At 54.7% G+C, this 23,238-nt stretch carries 19 protein-coding genes and 2 riboswitches; of the genes, 14 read left to right on the top strand and 5 right to left on the bottom strand.

Features of this window, described 5'->3' with window-relative positions; genetic code table 11:
- Positions 1-235: 235 nt before the first annotated feature.
- From PAE68_RS15855 to PAE68_RS15825, 7 genes are all read left to right on the top strand, one after another.
- Positions 236-1,747 (top strand): extracellular solute-binding protein, encoded by a 1,512-nt coding sequence (locus PAE68_RS15855; RefSeq protein ID WP_281888498.1) that lies wholly within the window; start codon positions 236-238, stop codon positions 1,745-1,747.
- 120 nt (positions 1,748-1,867) lie between these two features.
- Positions 1,868-2,821 (top strand): ABC transporter permease, encoded by a 954-nt coding sequence (locus PAE68_RS15850; RefSeq protein WP_281888496.1) that lies wholly within the window; start codon positions 1,868-1,870, stop codon positions 2,819-2,821.
- Positions 2,822-2,842: 21 nt separating this feature from the next.
- A complete protein-coding gene (locus PAE68_RS15845) occupies positions 2,843-3,718 on the top strand; it encodes a carbohydrate ABC transporter permease (protein WP_281888494.1) in 876 nt (291 codons plus the stop codon).
- A 77-nt stretch (positions 3,719-3,795) separates the two neighbouring features.
- Positions 3,796-4,932, top strand: coding sequence for a hypothetical protein (locus PAE68_RS15840; protein ID WP_281888492.1), 1,137 nt, complete (start codon positions 3,796-3,798; stop codon positions 4,930-4,932).
- Positions 4,933-4,936: 4 nt separating this feature from the next.
- The gene (locus tag PAE68_RS15835; RefSeq protein ID WP_281888490.1) at positions 4,937-5,578 is read left to right on the top strand and encodes an MFS transporter; all 642 of its coding nucleotides are present in this window, start codon (positions 4,937-4,939) and stop codon (positions 5,576-5,578) included.
- A gap of 25 nt (positions 5,579-5,603) precedes the next feature.
- The gene (locus PAE68_RS15830; RefSeq protein WP_309299336.1) at positions 5,604-6,734 is read left to right on the top strand and encodes a glycoside hydrolase family 88/105 protein; all 1,131 of its coding nucleotides are present in this window, start codon (positions 5,604-5,606) and stop codon (positions 6,732-6,734) included.
- Positions 6,735-6,760: 26 nt separating this feature from the next.
- Positions 6,761-7,795, top strand: a complete 1,035-nt coding sequence (locus PAE68_RS15825) for an alpha/beta hydrolase (RefSeq protein ID WP_281888488.1) — start codon at positions 6,761-6,763, stop codon at positions 7,793-7,795.
- Between the two features lie 164 nt (positions 7,796-7,959).
- Here the strand turns inward: PAE68_RS15825 and PAE68_RS15820 are convergent, their stop codons facing one another.
- On the bottom strand, positions 7,960-8,826 hold the full coding sequence (locus tag PAE68_RS15820; RefSeq protein ID WP_281888486.1) for a helix-turn-helix transcriptional regulator: 867 nt from the start codon (positions 8,824-8,826) through the stop codon (positions 7,960-7,962).
- A 163-nt stretch (positions 8,827-8,989) separates the two neighbouring features.
- Here PAE68_RS15820 and PAE68_RS15815 point away from each other — a divergent pair, with 163 nt between their 5' ends.
- The 3 genes from PAE68_RS15815 to PAE68_RS15805 are packed head-to-tail and all read left to right on the top strand — an operon-like array spanning position 8,990 to position 12,576.
- Positions 8,990-10,309: a Gfo/Idh/MocA family oxidoreductase gene (locus tag PAE68_RS15815; protein ID WP_281888484.1), complete on the top strand. Its 1,320-nt coding sequence runs from the start codon at positions 8,990-8,992 to the stop codon at positions 10,307-10,309.
- Between the two features lie 17 nt (positions 10,310-10,326).
- On the top strand, positions 10,327-11,733 hold the full coding sequence (gene uxaC, locus PAE68_RS15810) for a glucuronate isomerase (RefSeq protein ID WP_281888482.1): 1,407 nt from the start codon (positions 10,327-10,329) through the stop codon (positions 11,731-11,733).
- A gap of 21 nt (positions 11,734-11,754) precedes the next feature.
- Positions 11,755-12,576 carry a sugar phosphate isomerase/epimerase family protein gene (locus tag PAE68_RS15805; protein WP_281888480.1) on the top strand — a complete coding sequence of 274 codons (822 nt, stop codon included), beginning with the start codon at positions 11,755-11,757 and terminating at the stop codon, positions 12,574-12,576.
- Between the two features lie 69 nt (positions 12,577-12,645).
- On the opposite strand, the gene PAE68_RS15800 is transcribed toward PAE68_RS15805, so the two are convergent.
- Both PAE68_RS15800 and PAE68_RS15795 read right to left on the bottom strand, forming a co-directional pair.
- Positions 12,646-12,846: a heavy-metal-associated domain-containing protein gene (locus tag PAE68_RS15800; protein ID WP_281888477.1), complete on the bottom strand. Its 201-nt coding sequence runs from the start codon at positions 12,844-12,846 to the stop codon at positions 12,646-12,648.
- Positions 12,847-12,939: 93 nt separating this feature from the next.
- The gene (locus PAE68_RS15795; protein ID WP_281888475.1) at positions 12,940-13,887 is read right to left on the bottom strand and encodes a C40 family peptidase; all 948 of its coding nucleotides are present in this window, start codon (positions 13,885-13,887) and stop codon (positions 12,940-12,942) included.
- A 121-nt stretch (positions 13,888-14,008) separates the two neighbouring features.
- A riboswitch (cyclic di-GMP riboswitch) is annotated at positions 14,009-14,096 on the bottom strand.
- Between the two features lie 281 nt (positions 14,097-14,377).
- Here PAE68_RS15795 and PAE68_RS15790 point away from each other — a divergent pair.
- Positions 14,378-16,282 (top strand): sensor histidine kinase, encoded by a 1,905-nt coding sequence (locus PAE68_RS15790; protein WP_281888473.1) that lies wholly within the window; start codon positions 14,378-14,380, stop codon positions 16,280-16,282.
- A gap of 71 nt (positions 16,283-16,353) precedes the next feature.
- On the opposite strand, the gene PAE68_RS15785 is transcribed toward PAE68_RS15790, so the two are convergent.
- Positions 16,354-16,596: an NHLP leader peptide family RiPP precursor gene (locus PAE68_RS15785; protein ID WP_281888471.1), complete on the bottom strand. Its 243-nt coding sequence runs from the start codon at positions 16,594-16,596 to the stop codon at positions 16,354-16,356.
- A gap of 75 nt (positions 16,597-16,671) precedes the next feature.
- Complete coding sequence (locus tag PAE68_RS15780) at positions 16,672-17,604, bottom strand: hypothetical protein (RefSeq protein ID WP_281888469.1); 933 nt, start codon at positions 17,602-17,604, stop codon at positions 16,672-16,674.
- Between the two features lie 184 nt (positions 17,605-17,788).
- Positions 17,789-17,976: riboswitch (guanidine-I (ykkC/yxkD leader) on the top strand.
- Positions 17,977-18,029: 53 nt separating this feature from the next.
- On the opposite strand from PAE68_RS15780, the gene PAE68_RS15775 reads away from it, so the two are divergent.
- Genes PAE68_RS15775 through uca form a run of 3 tightly spaced genes read left to right on the top strand, consistent with a single transcriptional unit; the run spans position 18,030 to position 23,220 of the window.
- On the top strand, positions 18,030-18,749 hold the full coding sequence (locus PAE68_RS15775; RefSeq protein WP_281888467.1) for an urea amidolyase associated protein UAAP1: 720 nt from the start codon (positions 18,030-18,032) through the stop codon (positions 18,747-18,749).
- 44 nt (positions 18,750-18,793) lie between these two features.
- The gene (locus PAE68_RS15770; RefSeq protein ID WP_281888465.1) at positions 18,794-19,444 is read left to right on the top strand and encodes an urea amidolyase associated protein UAAP2; all 651 of its coding nucleotides are present in this window, start codon (positions 18,794-18,796) and stop codon (positions 19,442-19,444) included.
- Between the two features lie 41 nt (positions 19,445-19,485).
- Positions 19,486-23,220, top strand: coding sequence for an urea carboxylase (uca, locus tag PAE68_RS15765; RefSeq protein ID WP_281888464.1), 3,735 nt, complete (start codon positions 19,486-19,488; stop codon positions 23,218-23,220).
- The last annotated feature ends 18 nt before the right edge of the window (positions 23,221-23,238 follow it).

Genomic DNA, 23,238 nt, shown 5'->3' with positions numbered 1-23,238 from the left:
TTTTTTATTTGCCTTCCATTATATATAAGGTGTCATCGGGGTGAGCGCTAATCATTAGAACAGTTGCATACCGAAAGCTGTCGAAATGAAGGAATGATTGTAGTCGTAACCTTCGAGGACGTGTATGGTTGAGGTGTGAGACAGACCCGCAAGGTCAGCCTCAGACACAGCAGCAAGCAGCAAGTCAGTCACAATCCGATGAAGTCCAAAAACACATAAGTGGAGGTCGAGCTAGATGAACAAGAAGCTTTCCATTCCAGTAAGCCTGATGTTAGTGTCCAGCGTAGCACTGGGTGCATGCTCGAGCGGCGGCGATAAGGCACCGACAGCAGGCAGCGATACAGCCGCATCGAACAAGCCGACAGAGATTACAATTATGGCGCCGCTCAACACGGCAGAGTCGCCGACAGGCGTGATCCAGGCTGAGCTGGAGAAGGCAACGAACACGAAGCTGAAGTATCAGTTCTTCCCGGCAGATACGTATGAGGAGAAGCTGAATGCGACACTGGCAACAGGCGCACTTCCACATGTCACGTATCTGAAGAACCAGGCAACGTTCGTCAACATGAAACAGGCGATCCGCGACGGTCAGTTCTGGGAAATCGGTCCTTACTTGAAGGAGTTCCCGAACCTGAGCAAGCTGAAGGAGTCGACGCTGAACAACACGAAGGTCGACGGTAAGCTGTACTCGCTGTACCGCGGTGTTGACGTTGCCCGTCAAGGGATCATTTACCGTAAGGACTGGGCAGATAAGCTGGGTCTGAAGGCGCCTGAGACGCTGGATGAGCTGTTCGCGATGGCGAAAGCATTCGCAGAGAAAGACCCAGACGGCAACGGGAAGAAGGACACGGTTGGTCTGACAGACCGTAACGACTTGATCTATGGCTCGTTCAAGACCGTTGCCACGTGGCACGGCGTTCCGAACAACTGGGGAGTGAAGGATGGCAAGCTTCAGCCAGAGTTCGTGTTCCCTGAATACATCGCGACCATGGACTACTATAAGAAGCTTCGTGATGAAGGCGCGATCAACAAGGACTTCGCCGCAACAAGCAAGACCGACCAGGTTAACATGTTCAAGGCAGGTACAGCCGGTATCTACATCGGTGCGATGACAGACGTTGAGTCCATGCATAAGGACCTGATCAAGAACGTACCGACAGCGGTTGTAGACGTACACAGCATGGTGAAGACGACTTCCGGCGGCTACGCTCATTGGACGCTTCCAGGCTACGCGAACATCATGCTGTTCCCGAAATCCGCGATCAAGGATGAGAAGGAGCTTAAGGCGATTCTTGGTTTCTTCGATAAGATGATGACGCCTGACGTTGCGAACCTCGCGTTCTGGGGCATTAAGGATACCCATTACACCGTTGTAGACGGTATGGCGAAGAAGGCTGATAACAAAGAAGTGATCGAGCGCGAAGTGAAGCCGTTCACGGATACTGCAGTCGGCGATGAGGATACGACAGGTCGTTACGCTGGCTTGACGACGCTGGAGGCGTTCAAGAAGGCGAACCAGCTGAAGGTAGATAACCAGAAGCACATGGTTCAAGACCCAACAGCAGCTCTTGACTCCAAGACGTACACAGAGAAGGGTGTTCAGCTGTCCGCTCTAATCAAGGATGCAACGTACAAGTACATCTACGGCTCGATCGACAAGGCCGGCTTCGAGAAGGCGATTGAGGACTGGAAGAGCCGCGGCGGTGCGCAAATCATTGAGGAGTACAACGCTGTATACAAAAAATAAAAAGGATACGCACGGATAAGCGCAGGTTGAGCGTACCCGGAGGCCGACACCCGTTCGGCTCGGCCTCCGCTGCTCAGCGCGATTCGCTGTAGTTATTCCTCCCGGAAAGGAAGAGAGATTATGCAGAATGTACAAGCGCAGCAGGGACCAACAACTACTGTGCGTCGAGGCAGTGAGCTGAGCAGACGCTTAATGAAGAACATTTCAATCTATTTGATGATATTGCCGGGAGTTCTGTTCTTTATCATCTTTAAGTACATTCCGATGTACGGGCTCATCATTTCATTTCAAGACTATAAGCCGTTTAAGGGTATTTCAGGCAGTGATTGGGTCGGATTGAAGCACTTTGAGCGATTGTTCACAGAGCCGGATTTCCTCAACATACTGAGTAACACGTTAATATTGTTCGGTATGAACCTGTTGTTTTATTTCCCGGTTCCCATTATATTGGCGCTTATGTTGAATGAGGTTCGCGTCGAGCTGTTTAAGAAGACGATCCAGACACTTATTTACATGCCTCACTTCATGTCGTGGGTCATTATTGTGTCCATTAGCTTCGTCATGCTGACGATGGATGGCGGCATCATTAACGATTTGCTCGTTCACTTCGGATTTCAAGAGATCAACTTTCTGCTTAGCCCGGATTGGTTTAGACCTACGTACATTTTGCAGGTCATCTGGAGAGAGGCAGGCTGGGGGACGATTATTTACTTGGCAGCGATCGCATCGATTGATCCACAGCTGTATGAAGCAGCGCGGATGGACGGTGCAGGCCGTTTGAGACAAATTTGGCACATCACACTTCCTGCGATCCGCAGCGTTATCATCGTTTTGCTGATATTGAAAATTGGCGATGTTCTCGAGCTGGGCTTTGAGCACGTATACCTGCTGCTGAATTCCATGAACCGGAATGTAGCCGAGATCATTGATACTTACGTATATACCGCGGGCTTGCGTCAAGGTCAGTTCAGCTACAGTGCGGCAATCGGCTTCTTCAAGTCATTGATTGGACTTGTGCTCGTCATGCTGGCGAATAAGCTTGCGAAGAAAATGGGAGAAGACGGCGTATATTAAGAAGCCGAAGGAGGAGTTCTTGTGGTAGAGGATCGTACATTAGTAGGCCGTGCCTATAACATATTCAACATCGTTGTCCTAGCCATCATCGGCTTGGTTACTATACTTCCGTTCGTTCACGTCGTAGCAGGCTCGTTCACATCGAGCGCGGAGCTCGCGGTGAAGAAGTTCGTTCTGATCCCAACCGACTGGAGCCTGGAGGCGTACAAGTTCATATTCTCCACTAATACGCTGTTCAAGGCGATGGGCGTATCGATTGGTGTCACGGCTGTTGGTACGTTCGTCAGTATGTTCATTACAGCGCTGATGGCGTATGGCTTGTCCCGTCGTGACTTGGACGGACGCAATGTGATCATGTTCCTTGTCGTGTTCACGATGCTGTTCAGCGGAGGCTTGATCCCGACCTTCCTTGTCGTGAAGGAGCTCGGCTTGATCGATTCGTATTGGGCGCTTATATTGCCGACTGCAATCAGTGCGTTTAACCTGATTATATTGAAGAACTTTTTCCAGAACGTTCCTGAAGGTCTCGAAGAATCTGCTCGTATTGACGGCTGTAACGACTGGGGCATTCTGTTCCGTATCGTGCTGCCGCTGTCCATGCCAGCGATCGCGACGATCTCCTTGTTCTACGCGGTAACCTATTGGAACACATACTTGAATGCCATTCTGTACCTCAATGATAATGCCAAATGGCCGGTGCAAGTATTGCTTCGTCAAATCGTCGTACTCGCCAGCGGTATGGACTACGATGCCTCGCTCGATAACTCGACGCCTCCACCGGAGCAAGCGGTCAAGATGGGTGTTATCGTCGTCGCGACACTTCCGATTCTTCTTGTGTATCCATTCCTGCAAAAGCACTTCGCCAAGGGCGCACTGCTGGGCTCCATTAAAGGCTAACGCCTCTAATGGCAGCCTGGCTGCCTGATTCCCTGCGCTTATGATAGAGTACACAACGAACAGAGGAGTGGTCAACGATGACAACGATGAATCCGAAGCTCGTGCAATACGAGGAAAGCATGTCCATGATGGATACCTTGTTCGATGGGTTCTTTGAATGGCTCGCAGATCAATATGACCCGACTTCGGGCGGATTTTTTTATGCGCGTAGCTCGAAGACGTCGGGGCAGTTTACGCCCGATATTGAATCGACAGCTCAAGCGCTTAACATGATCGACCGATGCTGCCTGTTGCCCGATTTGCCAGATGGCATGAAGGGGAAGCTGATTCATTTTTTTCAGGGCAAGCAGGACCCGTCTACAGGCTACTTCCTGGATGAAGATCCGAACATGAAGGATGACGACGTCATGGTCGGACGAGCGATTGCGTACAGCATGAATGCGCTGCGGCGATTAGGCGCACAGCCGCTCTATGCACTGCCAGGCGATGCGAATGCGGCGCCTGCCTATATGGCTTCTGCTGCCAAGTATGCCGAGTGGCTGGAGAGCATCAGTCTTGTGAACAGCTGGAGAGGCTGTGATCGGCTGTGCAATTCCGCTCCGTATATCGCCGAGCTGACGGGACAAGAGCAGGCGGCCTTTTTACAGACTGCGCTCGATTATTTCGGACGCATTCAGGACCCCGAGACAGGGCTGTGGGGAGAAGGGGCTTGGTACGTTCGCGTGTCGGGCTCGTTCAAGCTGCTGACCTTCTACAATCGATTCTCTGTCCCGATGCCGCGTGCAGCAGAGATGTATGAGAGCCTGCGCTATACGCTGCGGCATGAGAACGCGAAGGATATGTGCTACATTCGCAATCCGATCGACTTGTTGGCCTCGATGAAGCGTTCATTCCCGCTCGATGAGCTGCAGGAGATCGTCGATATTACGATCCGCAACATGCAGCGTCTGAAGCGTACGGACGGCGGCTTCTCGCGAGAGCTCGAGCATTCCCCGAAGGCGACGAATGTCGCGCAGGTCAAGTCGGATGAGTATTACCCCGATATGCCTAAGCCCGTACCACTCGGACTTGGCCTTGTGGAAGGTGATATGAACGCGGCTACACAGGCGATTCTCATTCGGCATCTGTGCCGAAGGTTCGCTGGCTTGCCAGCTGTACCGCCGCCTCAGGTGAGGCAGGGGCTGTTCGACTCCGTCGCCCGCAGCACGGAGTAGACGAATGGGCACTGGCACCAATTCGAAGCGCGACGGCCGTCTCTCGCAGGAAGCGATCGTTACGCTAGTTAATCATGGCTTATTCCAGTTCGGCAACGCGCTGTCGGCCGTCTTCATTAACTTATACTTATGGCGATTGACGAACGATCTTTGGATTAACGGGGTGTTCAACCTCATCACGCTTCTGGCTGCGCCCATAGCGACGATCTTCGTCGGCAAGCTCGCCAAGCAGAAGGATCGACTTCTAGCGTATCGGACTGGAATCTATATGACCGCCTTCTTCTACTTATGTATTCTGATCGTTCAGGAGCGGATGGTTGATTATTACATCGTATTCGCCTTGTTAAAAGGGGTGTCTACCGCCTTCTATTGGCTCGGACAGTTTACGATGATCTACGAGGTGTCGTCGGACGATACACGGTATCGGTACTTGGGCTGGAATCTCGTCATTAATAACATCGCGCTGCTGGCCGGTCCTGCGATTGCGGGTCTGTTAATTGGGACGTTCGAAGGCTTGAAGGGCTACGGGTGGTTGCCGATCGTGCTCATTCTCGTCATGGCTTCGCAGATTGGCATCGAGCGCCTTGTCGCACCGATCGCGGATAAGAAGCGGGTAGCAAGCGGCAAGTCATTTTGCACACGTTAACAGAATCTAAGGAGGCTTCATGTATATGACTACTACGAAATGGTCCATCCAAATGGCAGACTCGTTCATCGAGCATTACCCGATCGTATCCGACATGCCCTTCCAGAAGAAGCGCAATTGGAACTACGAGAACGGCATCGTGTTGACTGCGCTGGAGCGTGTGTACAAGGCGACCGGTGATCGGAAGTACTATGAATACATCAAGCGCAACATGGACTTGTTCATCAAGGCGGATGGCACAATCGCTACGTACAATCTGAACGAATACAATGTCGATATGATTAATCAAGGCAAGGCCCTGTTCCTGCTGTATCAGCACACAGGCGATGAGAAGTACCGCAAGGCGATCGAGCTGCTCGTTACTCAGCTGAAGAGTCATCCGCGCACGAGCGAGGGCGGTCTGTGGCATAAGAAGATCTACCCGTTCCAGATGTGGCTGGACGGCGTATACATGATGTCCCCACTGCTCACCGCCTACGCGAGAATGTTCCACGAGCACGAATGGTTCGACGACGTGGCGAACGAAATATTGCTCATGGAGAAGCGCTCCCGCGATCCGAGAACAGGCCTGCTCTACCACGGCTGGGACGAGAGCAAGGAGCAGCGCTGGGCGAATAAGGACACGGGCTGCTCGCCGCACTTCTGGGGACGCGCCGTTGGCTGGTACGTCATGGCAATCGTCGACGTGCTCGACGACATGCCGCTGGATCATCCGAAGCGCGGCGAAATTATCGGCATCTTCTGGCGTCTGACGGAGGCGCTGATCGATGTGCAGGACCCGGAGAGCGGCATGTGGTGGCAGGTGCTCGATCAAGGCGGACGGGAGGGCAACTACCTCGAGACGTCGGCTACTGCAATGTTCGTCTGCGCCTTCGCCAAGGGCGCACGTCACGGTTATCTCGGTGGCAATGCGCTGGAGGCGGCGCGTCGCGGCTACGAGGGAATGCTGAAGCGTTGCATCGAGCCTTCAGCGAACGGTGGCGGCTATCACTTGAACCATATTTGCGGCGTAGCGGGACTAGGCAACAAGCCTTACCGTGACGGCTCGTACGAATACTATGTGGGCGAGGTCATTCGCCAGGATGATCCGAAGGGTGTAGCGCCCTTCATCATGGCAAGCCTGGAGATCGAAGCGGTGGAAGGACTTAGCGAATAGGTAAGCTGGAGAAACGGGGAGAGAACATGTGGCATCCGGACCGATATATGCAGCAGCTCTATGAGTCGAGGCCTCAGTCGCTGGCGTTCAATGCTCATGACAGGAGCGGCTGGGACCGCTGGCGCACTGAGCTGCGCCAGCAGCTCGTGAGCAGTCTAGGCGGCTTGACGGATATGACCGCGCCACTGGCGCCAGTGCTGCTGGAGTCCGTCGAATGCGACGGCTACGTGCGCGAGCGCGTTGAGCTCGGCACGGGCGAGTCGCTGCGTATGCCAGCGTATGTGCTCGTGCCGAAGCAGCGCAGCGGACAGCTGCCCGTCGTCGTCGGCTGTCATGGCCACGGCTACGGCTCGAAGGCGGCCGTTGGCCTGCTGCCGGACGGATTGGACAGTGGCGACGATCCGAACGTACACCACCAGTTCGCAGTATCGCTCGTGAAGCGCGGCTTCGTTGTCATCGTGCCAGAGCTGATCGGCTTCGGCGATCGGAGATTATCGAGCGAGCCCATCGTGAATCGGGACTCGAACTCGTGCTTCGCCATTGGAGTTCATCTGCTCATGATGGGGAAGACGATCGCAGGCTTGCGCATTCAAGAGACGATGAGGGCGATCGACTACGTATGCTCCCGTCCGGAGGTCGACGGCGGACGGATCGGCATTTTTGGCTTGTCCGGTGGCGGGCTGGTCGCTGGCTTCACGGCTGCACTCGATGAGCGGATTCAGGCAACGGTCATCAGCTGCTATACGAATACGTTCGCAGACAGCATTCTGCATCAGCGACATTGCATCGATAACTACATTCCGGGCATATTGTCTTATGCAGAGATGCCGGAGCTCATCGGTCTCCTTGCACCGAAGCCGCTGTTCATAGAAGCGGGCCGGGACGATCACCTGTTCCCGCTTCACGGCACGGAGAAGGCGCTTGCTACGCTGCGCCGTGTCTATGAAGCAGCCGATGCAGCGAGTCTGCTCGACCATCACATCTTCCCAGGCAAGCACGAAGTATGCGGCGAGTGCTCGTACCCTTGGCTGGAGCGGCAGCTTGGCTTAAGCAGCACCTAATCCCATAGTCAGCTAGAGGCGTCTGCACTTGCAGGCGCTTTTGCCTTATAGAAGGAGCGCAGCAACCGTCATCTCGTACTCGATGAGTCTGGTGAATTGGCGCTCGATCCATCGCACTTCATCGATGAGGAGGGAGCGCATTATATGGTCTATGGCGAACAGGTTTACGAACGAGGAGCAGCCTTCTGCTGCTGGCGATAGTCTCGAGCGGACGTGCGGGTCATTTTTTTGAACGTTTTGCCAAAATGCGAGAAATTCTCGAACCCGACCATTGAAGCGATATCGGTAATCTTACGGTCCGTCTCGCGCAACAGACGCTGCGCCTCGCGTATGCGCGTCAAATTCAAGTAGTCGATCAGCGTGAACCCGGTCATTTCCTTGAACATGCGGCTTAAGTAGTACGGGCTGATGAAGAACTTGTCTGCGATCATCTGCAGGTGCAACGGCTCAGCGAAGCTCACGTTGAGGAAGCGAATAACTTCCGATATTTTCTTATGCATCGGCGCGGCGTGGGATACCTCGACCGGCTGCTGCTGCTCCAGCGTACGCGAAGCGATCAGCAGCAAGTCTGTAACGACACTGGCGAGGTACAGCTCGTAGCCGGTCGACTTGACCGCGAGCTCGTCGAGCGTTCGCTGCATGTGCGCGTGAATGAGGGCGCGCTCCTTCTCCGGAAGGCGCAGCACTGGAGTCGAGTGATGGAACGGGCTGAGTAAAAACTTCGCCTGCGGAGCGGCCATGCTGTGAATGAATCGATCATCGAAGTGGATGATCATACGTTCATGCGCAGGCTGCTTCGCATCTCTCGTCTTGTGTACATCGTTCTTCGGGATGAAGACGAGATCGCCGCTCTGAATACGGTATGACGTGTCCTTGATGAAATACATCCGTTCGCCCGAGAGCAGATAATAGATCTCATAGAACGGGTGGTAGTGATTGACCATCATGTTGTAGCTCGCGTCGCGACGTATATATTCGAAGTAGAACGGATCGGTCATGCGGCCGTGCTTCATCGTCTCCGGCGGGTTCATTGACTCATGGTCTCCTTTGTCATCACAGGCTATTCTCTTGAATCATTATAGCAAAATATGCGTGATATTGGCCATAATAAGCAGAATATGAAAAGAGATTTATTATATTTTGCGGTAAGCTAATGTTGTGGAAACGCAACCTACATGTAAAGGATGATGACGGATGTCTCCAAAGAAAAAGTATGTACTCGTTGGTGCCGGAGGTCGGGCGGAGTTCTTCTATTCCGCAATATGCACAAGCTATAGAGAAACGTCGGAGCTGCTCGCCTTCTGCGATATCAATGAAACCCGAATGCACTATGCCAACAAGCTGCTCGTGGAGAAATACGAGTACCCGGCGGTGCGCACCTATAGAACAGAAGAGTTCGATCGGATGATCGAGCTGGAGAAGCCGGACGCCGTCATCGTGACGAGTGTCGATCGGACACATCACACGTACATCATTCGGGCGATGGAGCTCGGCTGCGATGTCATTACCGAGAAGCCGATGACGGTGGACGAGGACAAGTGTCAAGCAATATTGGATGCTGTCGAGCGCACGGGCCGCAATGTGCGGGTGACGTTCAACTATCGATACGCTCCTCATCATACGAAGGCGCGTGAGCTCATCGAGGACGGCGTCATCGGTCGAGTCCATTCGGTTCACTTCGAATGGCTGCTGAATACGCAGCACGGCGCGGACTACTTCCGCAGATGGCACCGTGACAAGCGCAATAGCGGTGGTCTGCTCGTACACAAATCGACGCATCACTTCGATCTTGTGAACTTCTGGATCGGCTCGGAGCCAGAAACAGTTTTCGCTTTCGGAGATTTATTGTATTATGGTAGAGAGAATGCCGAAGAGCGAGGTGTTACACGCTTCTATGACCGAGCGACCGGCAATGCCAATGCGAAGGACGACCCGTTCGCCCTTCATCTGGACGAGAATGAGCATCTGAAGGCGATGTATCTGGATGCTGAGCACGAGGACGGCTACCGCCGCGATCAGAGCGTGTTCGGAGACGGCATCAACATCGAGGATACGATGGGTGTGCTCGTTCAGTACAAGAATAAGGCGATCCTCACGTACTCGTTGAACGCTTACTTGCCGTGGGAAGGCTACCGCATTGCGTTCAACGGCAGCAAGGGACGCATCGAGATGACGATCGTGGAGAAGTCGTATGTCAATTCCGGCGGTGATAAAGCGCTGGAGGGCGCTCTGCAGAACAAGTCGATCAAGGTGTTCCCGATGTTCGACGCACCGTATGAGGTGGATGTCGTAGAGGGCGAGGGCGGACACGGCGGCGGCGATCCGATCTTGCTGAACGATATATTCGGCGTGCCGACTGAGGACCGCTTCAACCGCGCTGCGAACCATGTGGACGGAGCCCGCTCCATCTTGACAGGCATTGCCGCGAACAAGTCCATTCGCACAGGTCAGGCTGTACGCATTGATGATTTGGTACGTTTTACTCAAAAATGTTCACGTGAACAATATATCTGAAGGAGTCGAAGCTTAGGATGAAACCGTTTTTGGACGACAATTTCTTGCTGAATAACGATACGGCGGTGAAGCTGTATCACAGCTATGCGAAGAGCATGCCGATTATCGATTACCACTGTCACCTGAGTCCGAAGGAAATTTATGAGGACAAGACGTTCAGCAACTTGACCGAGGCTTGGCTGTATGGCGATCACTACAAGTGGAGAGCGATGCGCTCGAATGGCGCAGTCGAGTCGCTAGTGACCGGCGGTGAAGGTGTCGAGGACTACGACCGCTTCCTCGCGTTCGCACGTACGATGCCGCAGTCGATCGGCAACCCGTTGTACCATTGGTCTCACCTCGAGCTGCGCCGCTACTTCGGCGTGTACGATCTGCTGAGCGAGGCGACCGCTCCGATGATCTGGGAGAAGGTGAACGCTCAGCTTCAGAACGGCGGCGTATCGGCCCGCGAGCTGATCAAGCGCTCGAATGTGGAGATCATCTGCACGACTGATGATCCTGTTGATTCGCTAGAATATCATATCGGCATTCAGAAGCTCGAAGGCTTCGAGACGAAGGTGCTGCCGTCGTTCCGTCCCGACAAGGCACTCGAGATTAATCGCGCGACCTACCTGCCTTGGATCGCGAAGCTCGGCGAAGTAACGGGCAGCCCGATCAAGAGCTACGGCGAGCTGCTCGCAGCGCTCGAAGCACGCGTCACGTTCTTCCACGAGGTCGGCTGCAAGGTGTCTGACCACGCGCTCGACTTCGTTCCTTACGCACCGGCGACGGAGCAGGAGTGTGAGGCGATCTTCGCGAAGGCGCTCAGCGGCGAAGCGGTTACGTTCGAGGAGGAGAACAAGTACAAGACGTATACGTTCCTGTTCCTCGGCCGTCAATATACGCAGCGCGGCTGGGCGATGCAGCTCCATATTAACGCGTCGCGTAACAACAACACACGTATGTTCAACAAGCTCGGTCCGGATACCGGCTACGATTCGATCAACGACAGCGACATTGCGTACCCGCTCGTCAAGCTGCTCGATACGCTCGACCAGGAGAATTCATTGCCGAAGACGATTCTGTACTCGCTTAATCCGAAGGACAACTATGTAATCGGCACAGTTATCGGCAGCTTCCAGACGAACGGTGTTCCGGGTAAAATTCAGTTCGGCTCCGCCTGGTGGTTCAACGACACGAAGGAAGGCATGCTGTGGCAAATGAACGCGCTGGCGAACCTCGGCCTCTTGAGCCGCTTTGTCGGCATGCTGACCGATTCGCGTAGCTTCCTGTCGTACACGCGTCACGAATATTTCCGCCGTCTTCTGTGCAATCTGCTAGGCGAATGGGTCGAGAACGGTGAAGCGCCTAATGATATGAACCTGCTCGGTACAATGGTGCAGAACATCTGCTACAATAACGCCAAGCAATATTTCGAGCTGTAAACAATCAGGGAGGCGCTCACCGTGCAATTCGGCATACTGGCTCATCTGCTCGGCACATGCTCCTACGAGGAGCTGCCTAGGCGTGTGAGGGCGCATGGCTTCACCTTCGTGCAGCTGGCGCTCGCGAAGGCGTTCGACGGCATATCGACGAAGACAGGCGCGCTAAGCCCAGGCTACGGCATCCGCGTCGCTGAAGCGTTCCGCCGCGAGGGCGTGCGTATCGCCGTGCTCGGCTGCTACGTCGACACGACGAATGCGGACCCGACGCTTCGCCGTCAGGCGCTCGATCGGTTCAAGGAACATCTTCGCTTCGCGCGTGACTTCGGAGCGAGCATCGTCGCCTTCGAGACCGGGCACGTGTCCGCGGATCGCGATCCGGACGACGTGTGGGCCATCCTGCGGGGGTCGATGCAGGAGCTGGCGGCAGAAGCGGAGAGATGGGGCGTCCATATTGGCCTTGAGCCTGCGCTCGGCCATGCGGTCGACTCGCTCGATACGCTGGAGCGCATTCTCGCTGATGTCCCGACAGCGAATATTGGGGTACTGCTCGACCCTTGTAATCTGCTGCACAAGGACAACGCGGCGAATCAAGACGACATCATGAGACGGGCGTTCGAGCAGTTCGGCTCCCGCATGATTATGGCGCATGTGAAGGATATAGCGTTCGATGCGGACGGCACTAAGCGCAACGTGCCGCTAGGTCAAGGTATGCTGAACCTGGCTCTCTACATGGAGCTGCTTCGCACGAACAAGCCGCTTATGGATGTGACGCTGGAGCAAGTGCAGCCGGAGCATATGAAGGACGCGCTCGACTACTTGCGCGAGCAAGGCTATGCGGATTAACGACATATAAACGTAAGGCGCCAGACTGCAGCTTAAGCTGCAACGGCGCCTTACGTTTTTTCTTACACCTTACATGATGCGGTAGCCGTGCTCCTCTAGCGCGCTGCGAATCCCTTCCATGGACAACACGCTCTCGTCGTACTCGACGGTCACCATCTGATTCATCAGGCTGACGTTCGATTCAGCACCAACGCTGTGCAATACGCTTTGAACAGAATGGACGCAATCCTGGTTGGTCATGCCGGCAACCTTGAACTTCGCTCGACTCATGTCCTCACTCCTTGGCTTGGCCGTATTGGGCTTGAGATGTCAAGGTTAGTGTAGCTCATAAGTCGGCTGCACATGCATGCGTTGAATCGGTTATTATTTCATCGCACTGCCGCCGAACAGGAAGCGGTATTCCCAATGACGGCCAACGATGGAATCTGTGCGTACACCGCCCGATTCTGGAGAGAATGTATGTAGAATGTTGCCATCGCCAAGATAGATCGCTACGTGTGTGATCGTCTGGGTCGGTTTGTGGATGGACGCATAGTCCGCTGCGCTTGCCCCTGCATAAGACATGAAGAACATCAGATCGCCGCGCTTGAGCTGCTTCCAGTCTGTTGTCGTCGGGCTCATCGACTTCACGTAGTCGCCTTGACCACGGGAATCACCAGGCAGTACGACACGTGTGGCATCCCAGAACGATTGCTGCATCAGATCGGAGCAGTCGAACGTCGTAATATCGAAGCGCTCAGAGCCGAATTCGTAGGGCGTACCGGCATATTTGTTAATCTCACTAATGACCGATTCAATGCGCTCCTGCAGCGGAAGGACGATTCGGGTGACGGACGTGTTGACGATAATAAATTTGCTGCTGGAGCTCAGGAAGCCGACTACACCATTTTGATCTTGAGCTTTATACCAGCTGTCATTCATCTTCTCCAACACGAGTACTTCTTCTCCCGTTTGCAATGTGCGGATGCGGGAGGCTTCTGTAGTAGGAGCGGTACGGAAGTTAACGCTGGACACCGTTCTTGCATTACTGATGATGCTGATAAAGCGTTCACTGGATGTGACGAAGCCTGTCACACCATTGGCATCTGTAATATGGTACCAGTTCGGATTGACCATCGTTCGAACGGTGACGACCTCACCGGATTTCAAGTAGCGCATCATGTTGCTGGAAGTGCTCGGCTGGTCGCGGAAGCTTACCCCGGATATGGCCTTCGCCTTCGTCGGTACCGCTTCTTCGGCGAGCGCTGCTGGCAGCATGAATGTAAGCATCAGGAACAAGGAGAGCAGGAGTGCAGCGGATGTTTGTCTCATATAGATGTTTCCTCCTAGAATCATGGTGGTCATGCTGGCTGATGCTTGGTCGGTGTGGCACAGGAATGAAAAAAAGATATCCCCTCTCCGCCGAAGAAGGGATATCCCGGGTTCCCCTTCCTTCGGTAGCTGGCTGGCATAGCGCGTGAAGCGCCGTAGCCCCTGTAGCTTTGCGTCCCCGGCTTTCACCAGGTTTGCCTTTATCGAGAAGTATCGTAAATTGGTGCCCGTATGATTGGGTAAATTTACGAGTGTTCGTACTCTTATCTTAAATCGTGGGGGTACTTGTCGAAAATAGGCATAAAGAATCGAAAACATATCGAGATTGCAGATGTCCTAGTGCCTATTGACTGTGTGGTTTCATTTTCCAGCTAAAGAACGTTTGACTGTTTATTTACGTTTACTTTTTTTGCAAATAATAGTCCGAGTTAGCAGGTGAATGATGGATCTTTGTCGAAAGAAGACGATATAACGTTTTTAGGGGTGTAACATGCGTAGTCGAAGCGGGTATTGGATCATTTACGTGCTGCTCGGACTCTTAATGATCGGCTTCCTGTTAAGCCAGGCTAGCAGCAATACAGATGATGACGGAGTTGAAAGCTTGACGGAATGGGAATACGTATGGGCGCAGTCTGATTCACCACATAGTTCGATATTTGTTTCCGAGCAGGCACAATGGCAGACGGAGTCGCTTGACAAGCTCAACTCCGATCAGCCCAGCGATTCATCGGTAAAGTGGATCCGGTTTGTCGTTCCGTCCTTCGCAGCAAGCTCTCCATCTCTGCTGATGAACCGAGTGTACGGCCAGAACATGAGTGTATATATGAACGGTGTGCAAATTTATGTATCGACTCGCTCATATCCATACTTGATTAATAACGTCGTCGTGCCTCTGTCCAAGGAAGCATTCGGTAAGACGGTCTATGTGCGCCTTCAATCGAGCAAGGGCCAGCTCGGCTTCAGTGAAGTGATTCGGTACGGCGAGGACCACGAGCTGAGGAAGCGGCTGGATGCCAATTTGGAAAGTGTCATCATTGGGAGCGCATTTGTATTCATTGCCTTTACGATGCTGATTTGCACCGTATTTTTGAGGAGAACGCAGGCGACGTCTCAATGGATGCTTTTGACGGTCATCGTGCTGAGCGTAGGGATCATGTTTATTACGTATTCGCCCTATAGCTATTCCATTTATCAGGAGCATGGCGAGCTGCTTTTCATTTTGTTTGACTGCACGTTGCTTTCCATGCTGCCAGCCATTACTTATTTTTTTGAGAAAATTATCGGACCCGGCTACTGGGGCACCATTCGATTATTTCGCAATTTCCAGCTCTTGTACTCTCTGTATTGCGCCGTATTTTTGATGATGACGTGTTTACACGGTTATGCCGCGTACGAGGTCTATTACTTTTTCTCTGTGACACTGCTCGGGTATGTGATTATTGTGCAGTTCATCTTATTAGCAACCTCCACGATCATCAACGCCGTTAAGGGGAATCAGGAGGCGCATATTTTTGCAATCGGGTCTATCATGATGGCCGTTTCGGTCGTCATTGATGTGATCTGCTTCTACGTCTTCTATGCCGATTATGAGCTCTATCTGTGGAAATGGGGGGTAAGCTTCTTCGTCATCTCCTTGATCGTCGTCATGGGCAGGCGGCTTGCTCATTATTATGAGCAGGTCATCAATTACTCCCGAGAAGTGGAGCTGTATAACAACCAGCTGCAGCGATCGGATAAGCTGGAGGTGATCAGTGAGCTGGCTGCTTCCATTGCTCATGAGGTGCGCAATCCGCTTCAGGTGACAAGGGGCTTCCTGCAACTACTGTCTCAGAAAGTAAGTGAGCAGGAGCGGCAGTATATGCACCTCGCGATATCCGAGCTTGATCGGGCATCCGACATTATTACTGATTTCCTGACCTTTGCGAAGCCGCAGCTAGACAATATGGTCAGTCTGAATGTTCACCGTGAGCTGAAGCAGATTGAAGGAATTATTATCCCGCTGGCCCGATTGAACGGAGGCGAGATCGAGGTCACTATTCCGCAGCAGCTTCATATACGCGGCAATTCGAGCAAGTTTAAGCAAGCCTTAATTAACTTGATCAAGAATAGTATCGAGGCTTTCATGGAGAATGGACGTATTGAAATCAGTGCTAGTGAGGAGAACGGTCATGTACGTATTCACATTAAGGATAACGGAGAAGGGATGGACGCGGCTGCCATAGCGCGGCTTGGCGAGCCATACTTTTCGACGAAGACGAAGGGAACCGGACTTGGCTTGATGGTAACGTTTCGAATTATTGAGGTCATGCAAGGTCAGATTGAATTTTTCAGTGAGAAGGGACACGGGACAGAGGTTGTTCTTACGTTCCCCACGTATAGTGAGCATTCATCATGAAGCACGAAGAAAGGGCATGCTCAGCATGCCCTTTCTTCTATGACTTGTATAGTAAAACGTGCTGCTGGAAATTACCACATACCACGAGGTTCATTGCTACCGCCAACCAGAACCGTGGAAGGCTCCGATGGAAGTACGAGGTAGAACTGGTTGTCCGACTCGGACAGTACCTGAACGTTTACGTTAGCAGGAATGTCAACACCGAATGCTTCTTTTACTGCGGCCTTCGGGTTTGCGATGAGCTTTGCTTTGAAAGCTGCATCCTCCCATGTTAAACGAATAATCTTGTACTTCAGTTCCTCTGGCGTTAACATGACCAATCACCTCGGTTTAGTATTTGGGTTTAATTCCCTTTTTAAGTATAGCACATTTTTCAGGAAAATACTAGACTATTTTGCTAAATTTTTAGATAAATAGTAGAAAATGCCACCGTGTGTAAGCTGTCTCTTCTCTTCGTTCATAATCGCGACATCCCGTACGAGCGAATAAGCCAAAAATCGATCAAAAGCGCGCAGCTCCTCGAGGTCGGAGCCTTCGGATGACCAAGTCAAGTGATGATTCACCGCCTCCTCGGCATATCGCTCGAACAGGCCGCGGTCACAGACGAGTCTGCGAATGGCAGGGACGGAATACCATTCGTCCTCCGGCAGAATGGTGCGCACCATCGCCAGCAACGCATTGTAGGTGTCGCCCTTGAGATCGTCCTCCCAGTCGATCCAGTCGTCTACGAGCTGCAGCGTCGTCAGCACGTGATCGACCAGCTTCTCGAGCTCAGCTATGCGGTCAGCTCGATCTGACAGCATTAGACAGGCAGTGGCTGTCAGCTTGACCGGACTTGCCTTATGGGCAAGCTTATTCGTCTCCTGTGCGAAATAATCGCGCTCATTCTCATGAAGCACCGCGTGCGCCCATTCCATCGAATATTTACGATAATAGTCCCAGATCGGCGATTCGGAATGGAATAGCTCCTGGTATAGACGAAGCTGCTCTAGATGAATGAGGTGGCCGAGCGTCAGCTTCTGCCGGGCTCCCGCTCCACCGTCATCAATCACATCGTCGGCGAGGAAGAAGTACAGCATATCGAAGATGCCGGCGAGCGAGAGCTTGCTGCATTCTCGTGGCTGCAGTCCGGTCAGCGGCTGTAGCCAGTAGGGCAGCAGGTAGCAAATATAGTTTTTCGTGCTGTCTTCGTTCAGGATGGTGAATTTGTCCAAATAACGCTTGCCCATGCTGTCAAACGGAGCGGGGAGGCGGCTGACGACAGCCTCTGCTTCCTTAAAGACGGCTTCAAGCTCTTGTCGATGACGATCGATCCAGATCATGGTATACCACCCTTCTGTTGGGATTGCATCCATTGTAGCAAATTTTTGGAAGGTTGTCTCGGGGGAATTTTATGTTATGAAATATCACATAAGTGTTGACCGATCGTCTGGGGATGTTTTATAATCATGTCATGTTATTTGACATTTGAATATGTTTTCGCGAGGTATTGCACTCGTGGAAATCAATAATGCTGTCTAGGGTTCCGTTGACGACGGCTCGTAACGTATGTGAAGGTGCAGAACGTGCGAGGCGCGAGCAAGTCTGGTCCAAGAGACGGCGTACGGCCGCACGGTGGAGCGATGATAGCTAGGGCTCGCCTGGTAAGCGAAAGCGGCGGCTGTATAACACGGAAGGATAAAAGCCTGGGAGATGTTCTCTTCTCCTTGGCTTTTTTTTATTCGAAAAATGAATGGAGGGTACGCAGATGAATGCGATCTGGAGCAAGGAGCTGCAGCCAGGAGAGAAGTGGTCGGGAGTGATTGGTCGTGGGAGGCTGATTCGATTCACCGCGAAGGAGTGCGGCGCTAATGTGTCTACGCTGCTGTATCATGCCTCAGACCTTACTGAGCGCTACAATATGCCGGATACACTGAAGGCGCAGCATACGTCTCATCTGACCTGGGGACATGTGCTGATGAGCGACAATGGACGGGTGCTGGCCAGCATCGTGCAGGACAGTCTCGGCTGGCACGATACGATCAGCGGCTATACGTCCCGTGAGCAGACGGATGTCAAGTACGGTAACACGACGTACCAGGAGCTGCGTAACGGCTGGCTGCGAAGTGGTCAAGAGAACTTTGCCGTTGAGCTGGTCAGAGCTGGACTGCACGTACGCGATCTCGTGCCGGTGCTGAACCTGTTCTCCAAGGTGTACTGCGACGATGAGGGCCATATGATCTATGCGGTCGATCACTGTCAAGAAGGGGATACGGTAACGCTGCGGACGGAGATGGACGTTCTGCTCATCGTGTCCAATACGCCGTGTCCGCTCGATCCAAGAGAGGCATATCCGTCTGTTCCTGTGACGATAGAGGTGTACAACGCACCGCCTGTCGATGCGCTTGATTATTGCTTGAACTTCCGGCCCGAGAATCGGCGGGCCTTCGAGAATACGTGGGCGCATTATGCCCTACGCGGAATATAGAGGCTAAAGTTTATATCGATTTCATCAATAGGGAGGAACGAACGATGGGAGTATTTAACCGAGTGGAAAGTGATAGAAGTCCGCGTACTGCGAGCTACGACTTAACGATTCCTGCCGGCGACGGCTGGATGCATGTGCTGGAGCCGGGTCAGGTGCTGCGCATCGTCGATCTGGAGGGCAATCAGGCGGCGGATACGCTGTTCTACGATGCCGACCATCCGGAGGATCATTACAGCGCGACCGCGACGATCGCGGGCCAAGGCAACATCTACTTGACCGCAGGCTCGGTGCTGCGCGCCGAATCGGGCAAGGAGCTGCTGCGCATCGTCGCCGATACGTGCGGTCGTCACGATACGCTCGGCGGCTCCTGCTCATCGCAGAGCAACACGGTGCGGTACGCTCACGAGAAGGAGCATATGCACAGCTGCCGCGATACGTTCATGCTGCAGCTGGCGAAGTGGGATGGCGGGATGACGAAGCGGGATTTGGCCCCGAACATTAATTTCTTCATGAACGTGCCAGTGACGCCAGAGGGCGGGCTGCGGTTCGCGGACGGCGTGTCGGCTCCGGGCTGCTATGTGGAGCTGCAGTCGATCGTGCGCACGCTGGTGCTGATCAGCAATTGCCCGCAGCTCAATAATCCGTGCAATGCTTACAATCCAACCCCGGTGCAGGTGCTGATCTGGGATAAATAACGAGCATCGATCAAGCGACGATCATAGAGGAGGGCTTCGATATGTTTAATAAGGTGCTAATTGCCAATCGCGGTGCGATCGCGGTGCGGATCGAGCGTACGCTGCGCCGCATGGGTATTGCGTCCGTGGCTGTGTACACGCAGGCGGATCAGGATAGTCTGCACGTCGATCACGCCGACGAGGCGTACTTGATCGGAGACGGTCCAGCGAAGGAGAGCTACTTGAACGCTGCAACGATACTTGACATCGCCGAGCGCTCTGGCGCTGAGGCGATTCATCCGGGCTACGGCTTCCTCAGCGAGAATGCCGAATTCGCCCGTGCATGCCGCGAGCGCGGCATTGCGTTCATTGGTCCGACGCCGGAGCAGATGGAATGGTTCGGGCTGAAGCACTCGGCGCGCGCCATTGCAGAGCGGGCTGGTGTGCCGTTGCTGCCGGGGACGCCGCTCATTACGGAGCTGGAGGAGGCGCTTCGTGAGGCGCAGCGGATCGGATATCCGGTCATTCTGAAGAGCACGGCAGGTGGCGGTGGTATCGGGATGCGTGTCTGCGACGACGAGGAGACGCTGCTCGGCGCTTATGAAGCGGTGCGGCACTTGGCTGAGACGAACTTCAAGAACGGCGGTCTGTTCCTTGAGAAATATATTGCGAAGGCGCGTCACGTCGAGGTGCAAATATTCGGCAACCGGTTCGGTGAGGTGGCGACGCTCGGGGAGCGGGACTGCTCGATCCAGCGGCGCAATCAGAAGGTGATCGAGGAAAGCCCTGCGCCGTGCTTCCCGGACCGTGTACGTGAGTCGATGCTCGACTCGGCGAGACGGCTTGCCGCTGAGGTCGGATACCGGAGTGCGGGCACGGTGGAATTTCTATACGACCCGTCGACGCTGGAGTTTTATTTCCTCGAGGTGAATACGCGACTTCAGGTGGAGCACGGCGTTACGGAGGAGGTGCTCGGTATTGATCTGGTCGAGTGGATGGTGCGGGAGGCGGCTGATGAGCTGACCGGGCTGCAGCAGCTGGTACCAGCTCCGAGGGGGCACAGCATTCAGGCGCGCATCTATGCGGAGGACTGTCTGCAGGACTTCCGCCCGAGCGCGGGGCAGCTCGATAGCGCTGTATTCTCGGAGCATGCTCGCAACGAGTCGTGGGTGCGTGACGGCATCACGGTAACGACGCTCTATGATCCGATGCTGGCCAAAATTATTGTACACGGTGACGATCGGCTCGATGCGATCCGCAAGCTCGGTCGTGCGCTGGGTGAGACGCGGATGTACGGCATTACGACGAATCTGCAATATATCGAGGCGCTGCTGCAGGAGCAGGCGGTGCTGGAGGGGCTCGTGTATACGCGTATGCTGAATGGCTTCGCGCCGGGAGAGTCTGCTCTGGAAGTGCTGGACGGCGGCGTACAGACGACGGTGCAGGATTATCCGGGCCGTGTCGGTCATTGGGATGTCGGCGTGCCTCCGTGCGGTCCGATGGACCCGCTGTCGTTCCGAATCGGCAACAAGCTGCTGGGCAATGACGATGCGGCGAGCGGTCTCGAGCTGACGCTGCGCGGAGGCTCGTATCGGTTCCGCGAAGATATTCGCTTCTGTCTGACGGGCGCCGATCTGTTGGCGGAGCTGGACGGTGAGCCGGTGCCGCTGTACAAGGCTGTGCAGGCGCGGCGCGGGCAGGTGCTGCAACTCGGCGAGGCTGTGGCGGGGATGCGCGGCTACTTGCTCGTCGAGGGCGGCTTCGATATGCCGACGATTCTCGGCAGCTCGTCGACCTTCACGCTCGGCGGCTTCGGCGGACATGGCGGTCGGGCGCTTCGGACCGGTGATGTGCTGCGGGTGAGAGGGAGTGCGTCGCGGACAAGTGTCGAGCGGCAGCCTGGGGTGGATGGCAGTGAGCTGGAGGCGTGGACACATGCCGGGCAGCAGGGAGCGTCACGCGGCGTGACGATGGTGGAGAGCTGTGTGCCTGCTGAGCTGGAGCTGGCGGCTGGGCTGCGACCGACCATGACGCGGGCGTGGACGATTGGGGTCATTCCGGGTCCGCATTGCACGGAGGAGTTTTTGCGGCCGGACTATTTGCGACAGCTGACGGAGACGAGCTGGGAGGTGCATTTCAACAGCTCAAGAACAGGTGTTCGCTTGGTTGGTCCTGCTCCGCTGTGGGCGCGAGAGGACGGAGGCGAGGCGGGCTTGCATCCGTCGAACATCCATGACAATGCCTATGCGGTCGGCACGCTTGACCTGACGGGCGACATGCCGATTCTGCTCGGTCCGGACGGTCCGAGCCTCGGCGGCTTCGTCTGTCCGGCGACGACGGCGTCGGCCGAGTTCTGGAAGCTCGGACAGCTGCATCCCGGCGATACGGTGCGCTTCCAGCTGCTAACGCTGGAGGAGGCCGAGACGATGCGAGAGGAGCAGGAGCGATTGCTGCTGGCGATAGCGGAGGGAGGGTCGACGCTTGTCGAGGTGCAGCCAGTGCGATTGCCGGAGGCGCGTGAGCTGCCTGATCCATCGTATCCGGTGCTGGCTAGAGAGGAAGAAGGGCGGAAGCTGCCCATTACGATTCGCTGTGCGGGCGATCAGTATGTGCTCGTCGAGTATGGAGCGATGGAGCTCGATCTCGTGCTGCGCTTCCAGGTGCACGCGCTCATGCAGGCGATTCAAGAGAGCGGCGTCATTCCTTGGCTCGACTTAACGCCGGGCATACGGTCGCTGCAGGTGCATATCGATGTGAGTCGGATGACAGTCAGGGAAGCGTGCAAGGCCATCATGGACATTGACGCGAAGCTGCCGCCGCTTGAATCGATCCGGGTGCCATCGAGAATCGTACGGCTGCCGCTGTCATGGGACGATCCGGCGACAAGACTTGCGATTGAGCGGTATCAGCAGAATGTCCGTCCGGACGCTCCGTGGTGCCCGAGCAATCTCGAATTCATCCAGCGTATCAACGGTCTCGAGTCAATCGAGGACGTGCGCCGTATCGTGTTCGACGCCAGCTACCTCGTGCTCGGCCTTGGCGATGTGTACTTGGGCGCCCCGGTGGCGACGCCGATCGATCCGCGTCACCGTCTGGTGACGACGAAATACAATCCTGCGCGGACGTGGACGCCGGAGAATGCGGTCGGCATCGGCGGGGCGTACATGTGCGTGTACGGGATGGAAGGTCCGGGCGGCTACCAGTTCGTCGGACGTACGATACAGATGTGGAACAAGCTGCGTGCGACGGACAGCTTCCAGTCCGGCAAGCCTTGGCTGCTGCGGTTTTTTGACCAGATCCAGTTCTATCCGGTGGAGGCAGAGGAGCTGCTGAGGCTGCGGGAGGACTTCCTGCGCGGACGGTATGAGGCAGATATTATCGAGACGACGTTCGACCTTGGCGAATACCTCGAGTTTCTGGATGGGATTCAAGACAGTGCAGAAGCGTTCAAGGCTCGGCAGCAGCAATCGTTCCATGAGGAGCGGGAGCGCTGGAAGGAGCTCGGGCTCGCGGAGTATGTATCTGACCACGAGACGGCTGGTGCTGGCGAGGAGCAGGAGCTGCCTGCGGGCACAGTGGCGCTGCGCAGCTCGATGCCGGGCAGTGTGTGGAAGGTGCTCGTGACCGAGGGTCAGCCGGTGAGCAAGGGAGATACGCTCGTCATTCAGGAGAGCATGAAGATGGAGTTCGCGCAGCAGGCCGCTGCGGATGGCGTCGTCGCTTCGATTCATGTGAAGCCGGGCGATGAGGTGCATGCAGGGCAGCTGCTGGTCGGCATCGCGCAGGTGGGAGCGTAAGACGGCAGGTGTGAGGAG

The organism is Paenibacillus sp. YYML68, from assembly GCF_027923405.1.
Taxonomy (GTDB): Bacteria; Bacillota; Bacilli; order Paenibacillales; family NBRC-103111; genus Paenibacillus_G.
The sequence above is the reverse complement of the archived record's forward strand: the minus strand, read 5'-3'. Positions and strand labels throughout refer to the sequence as shown.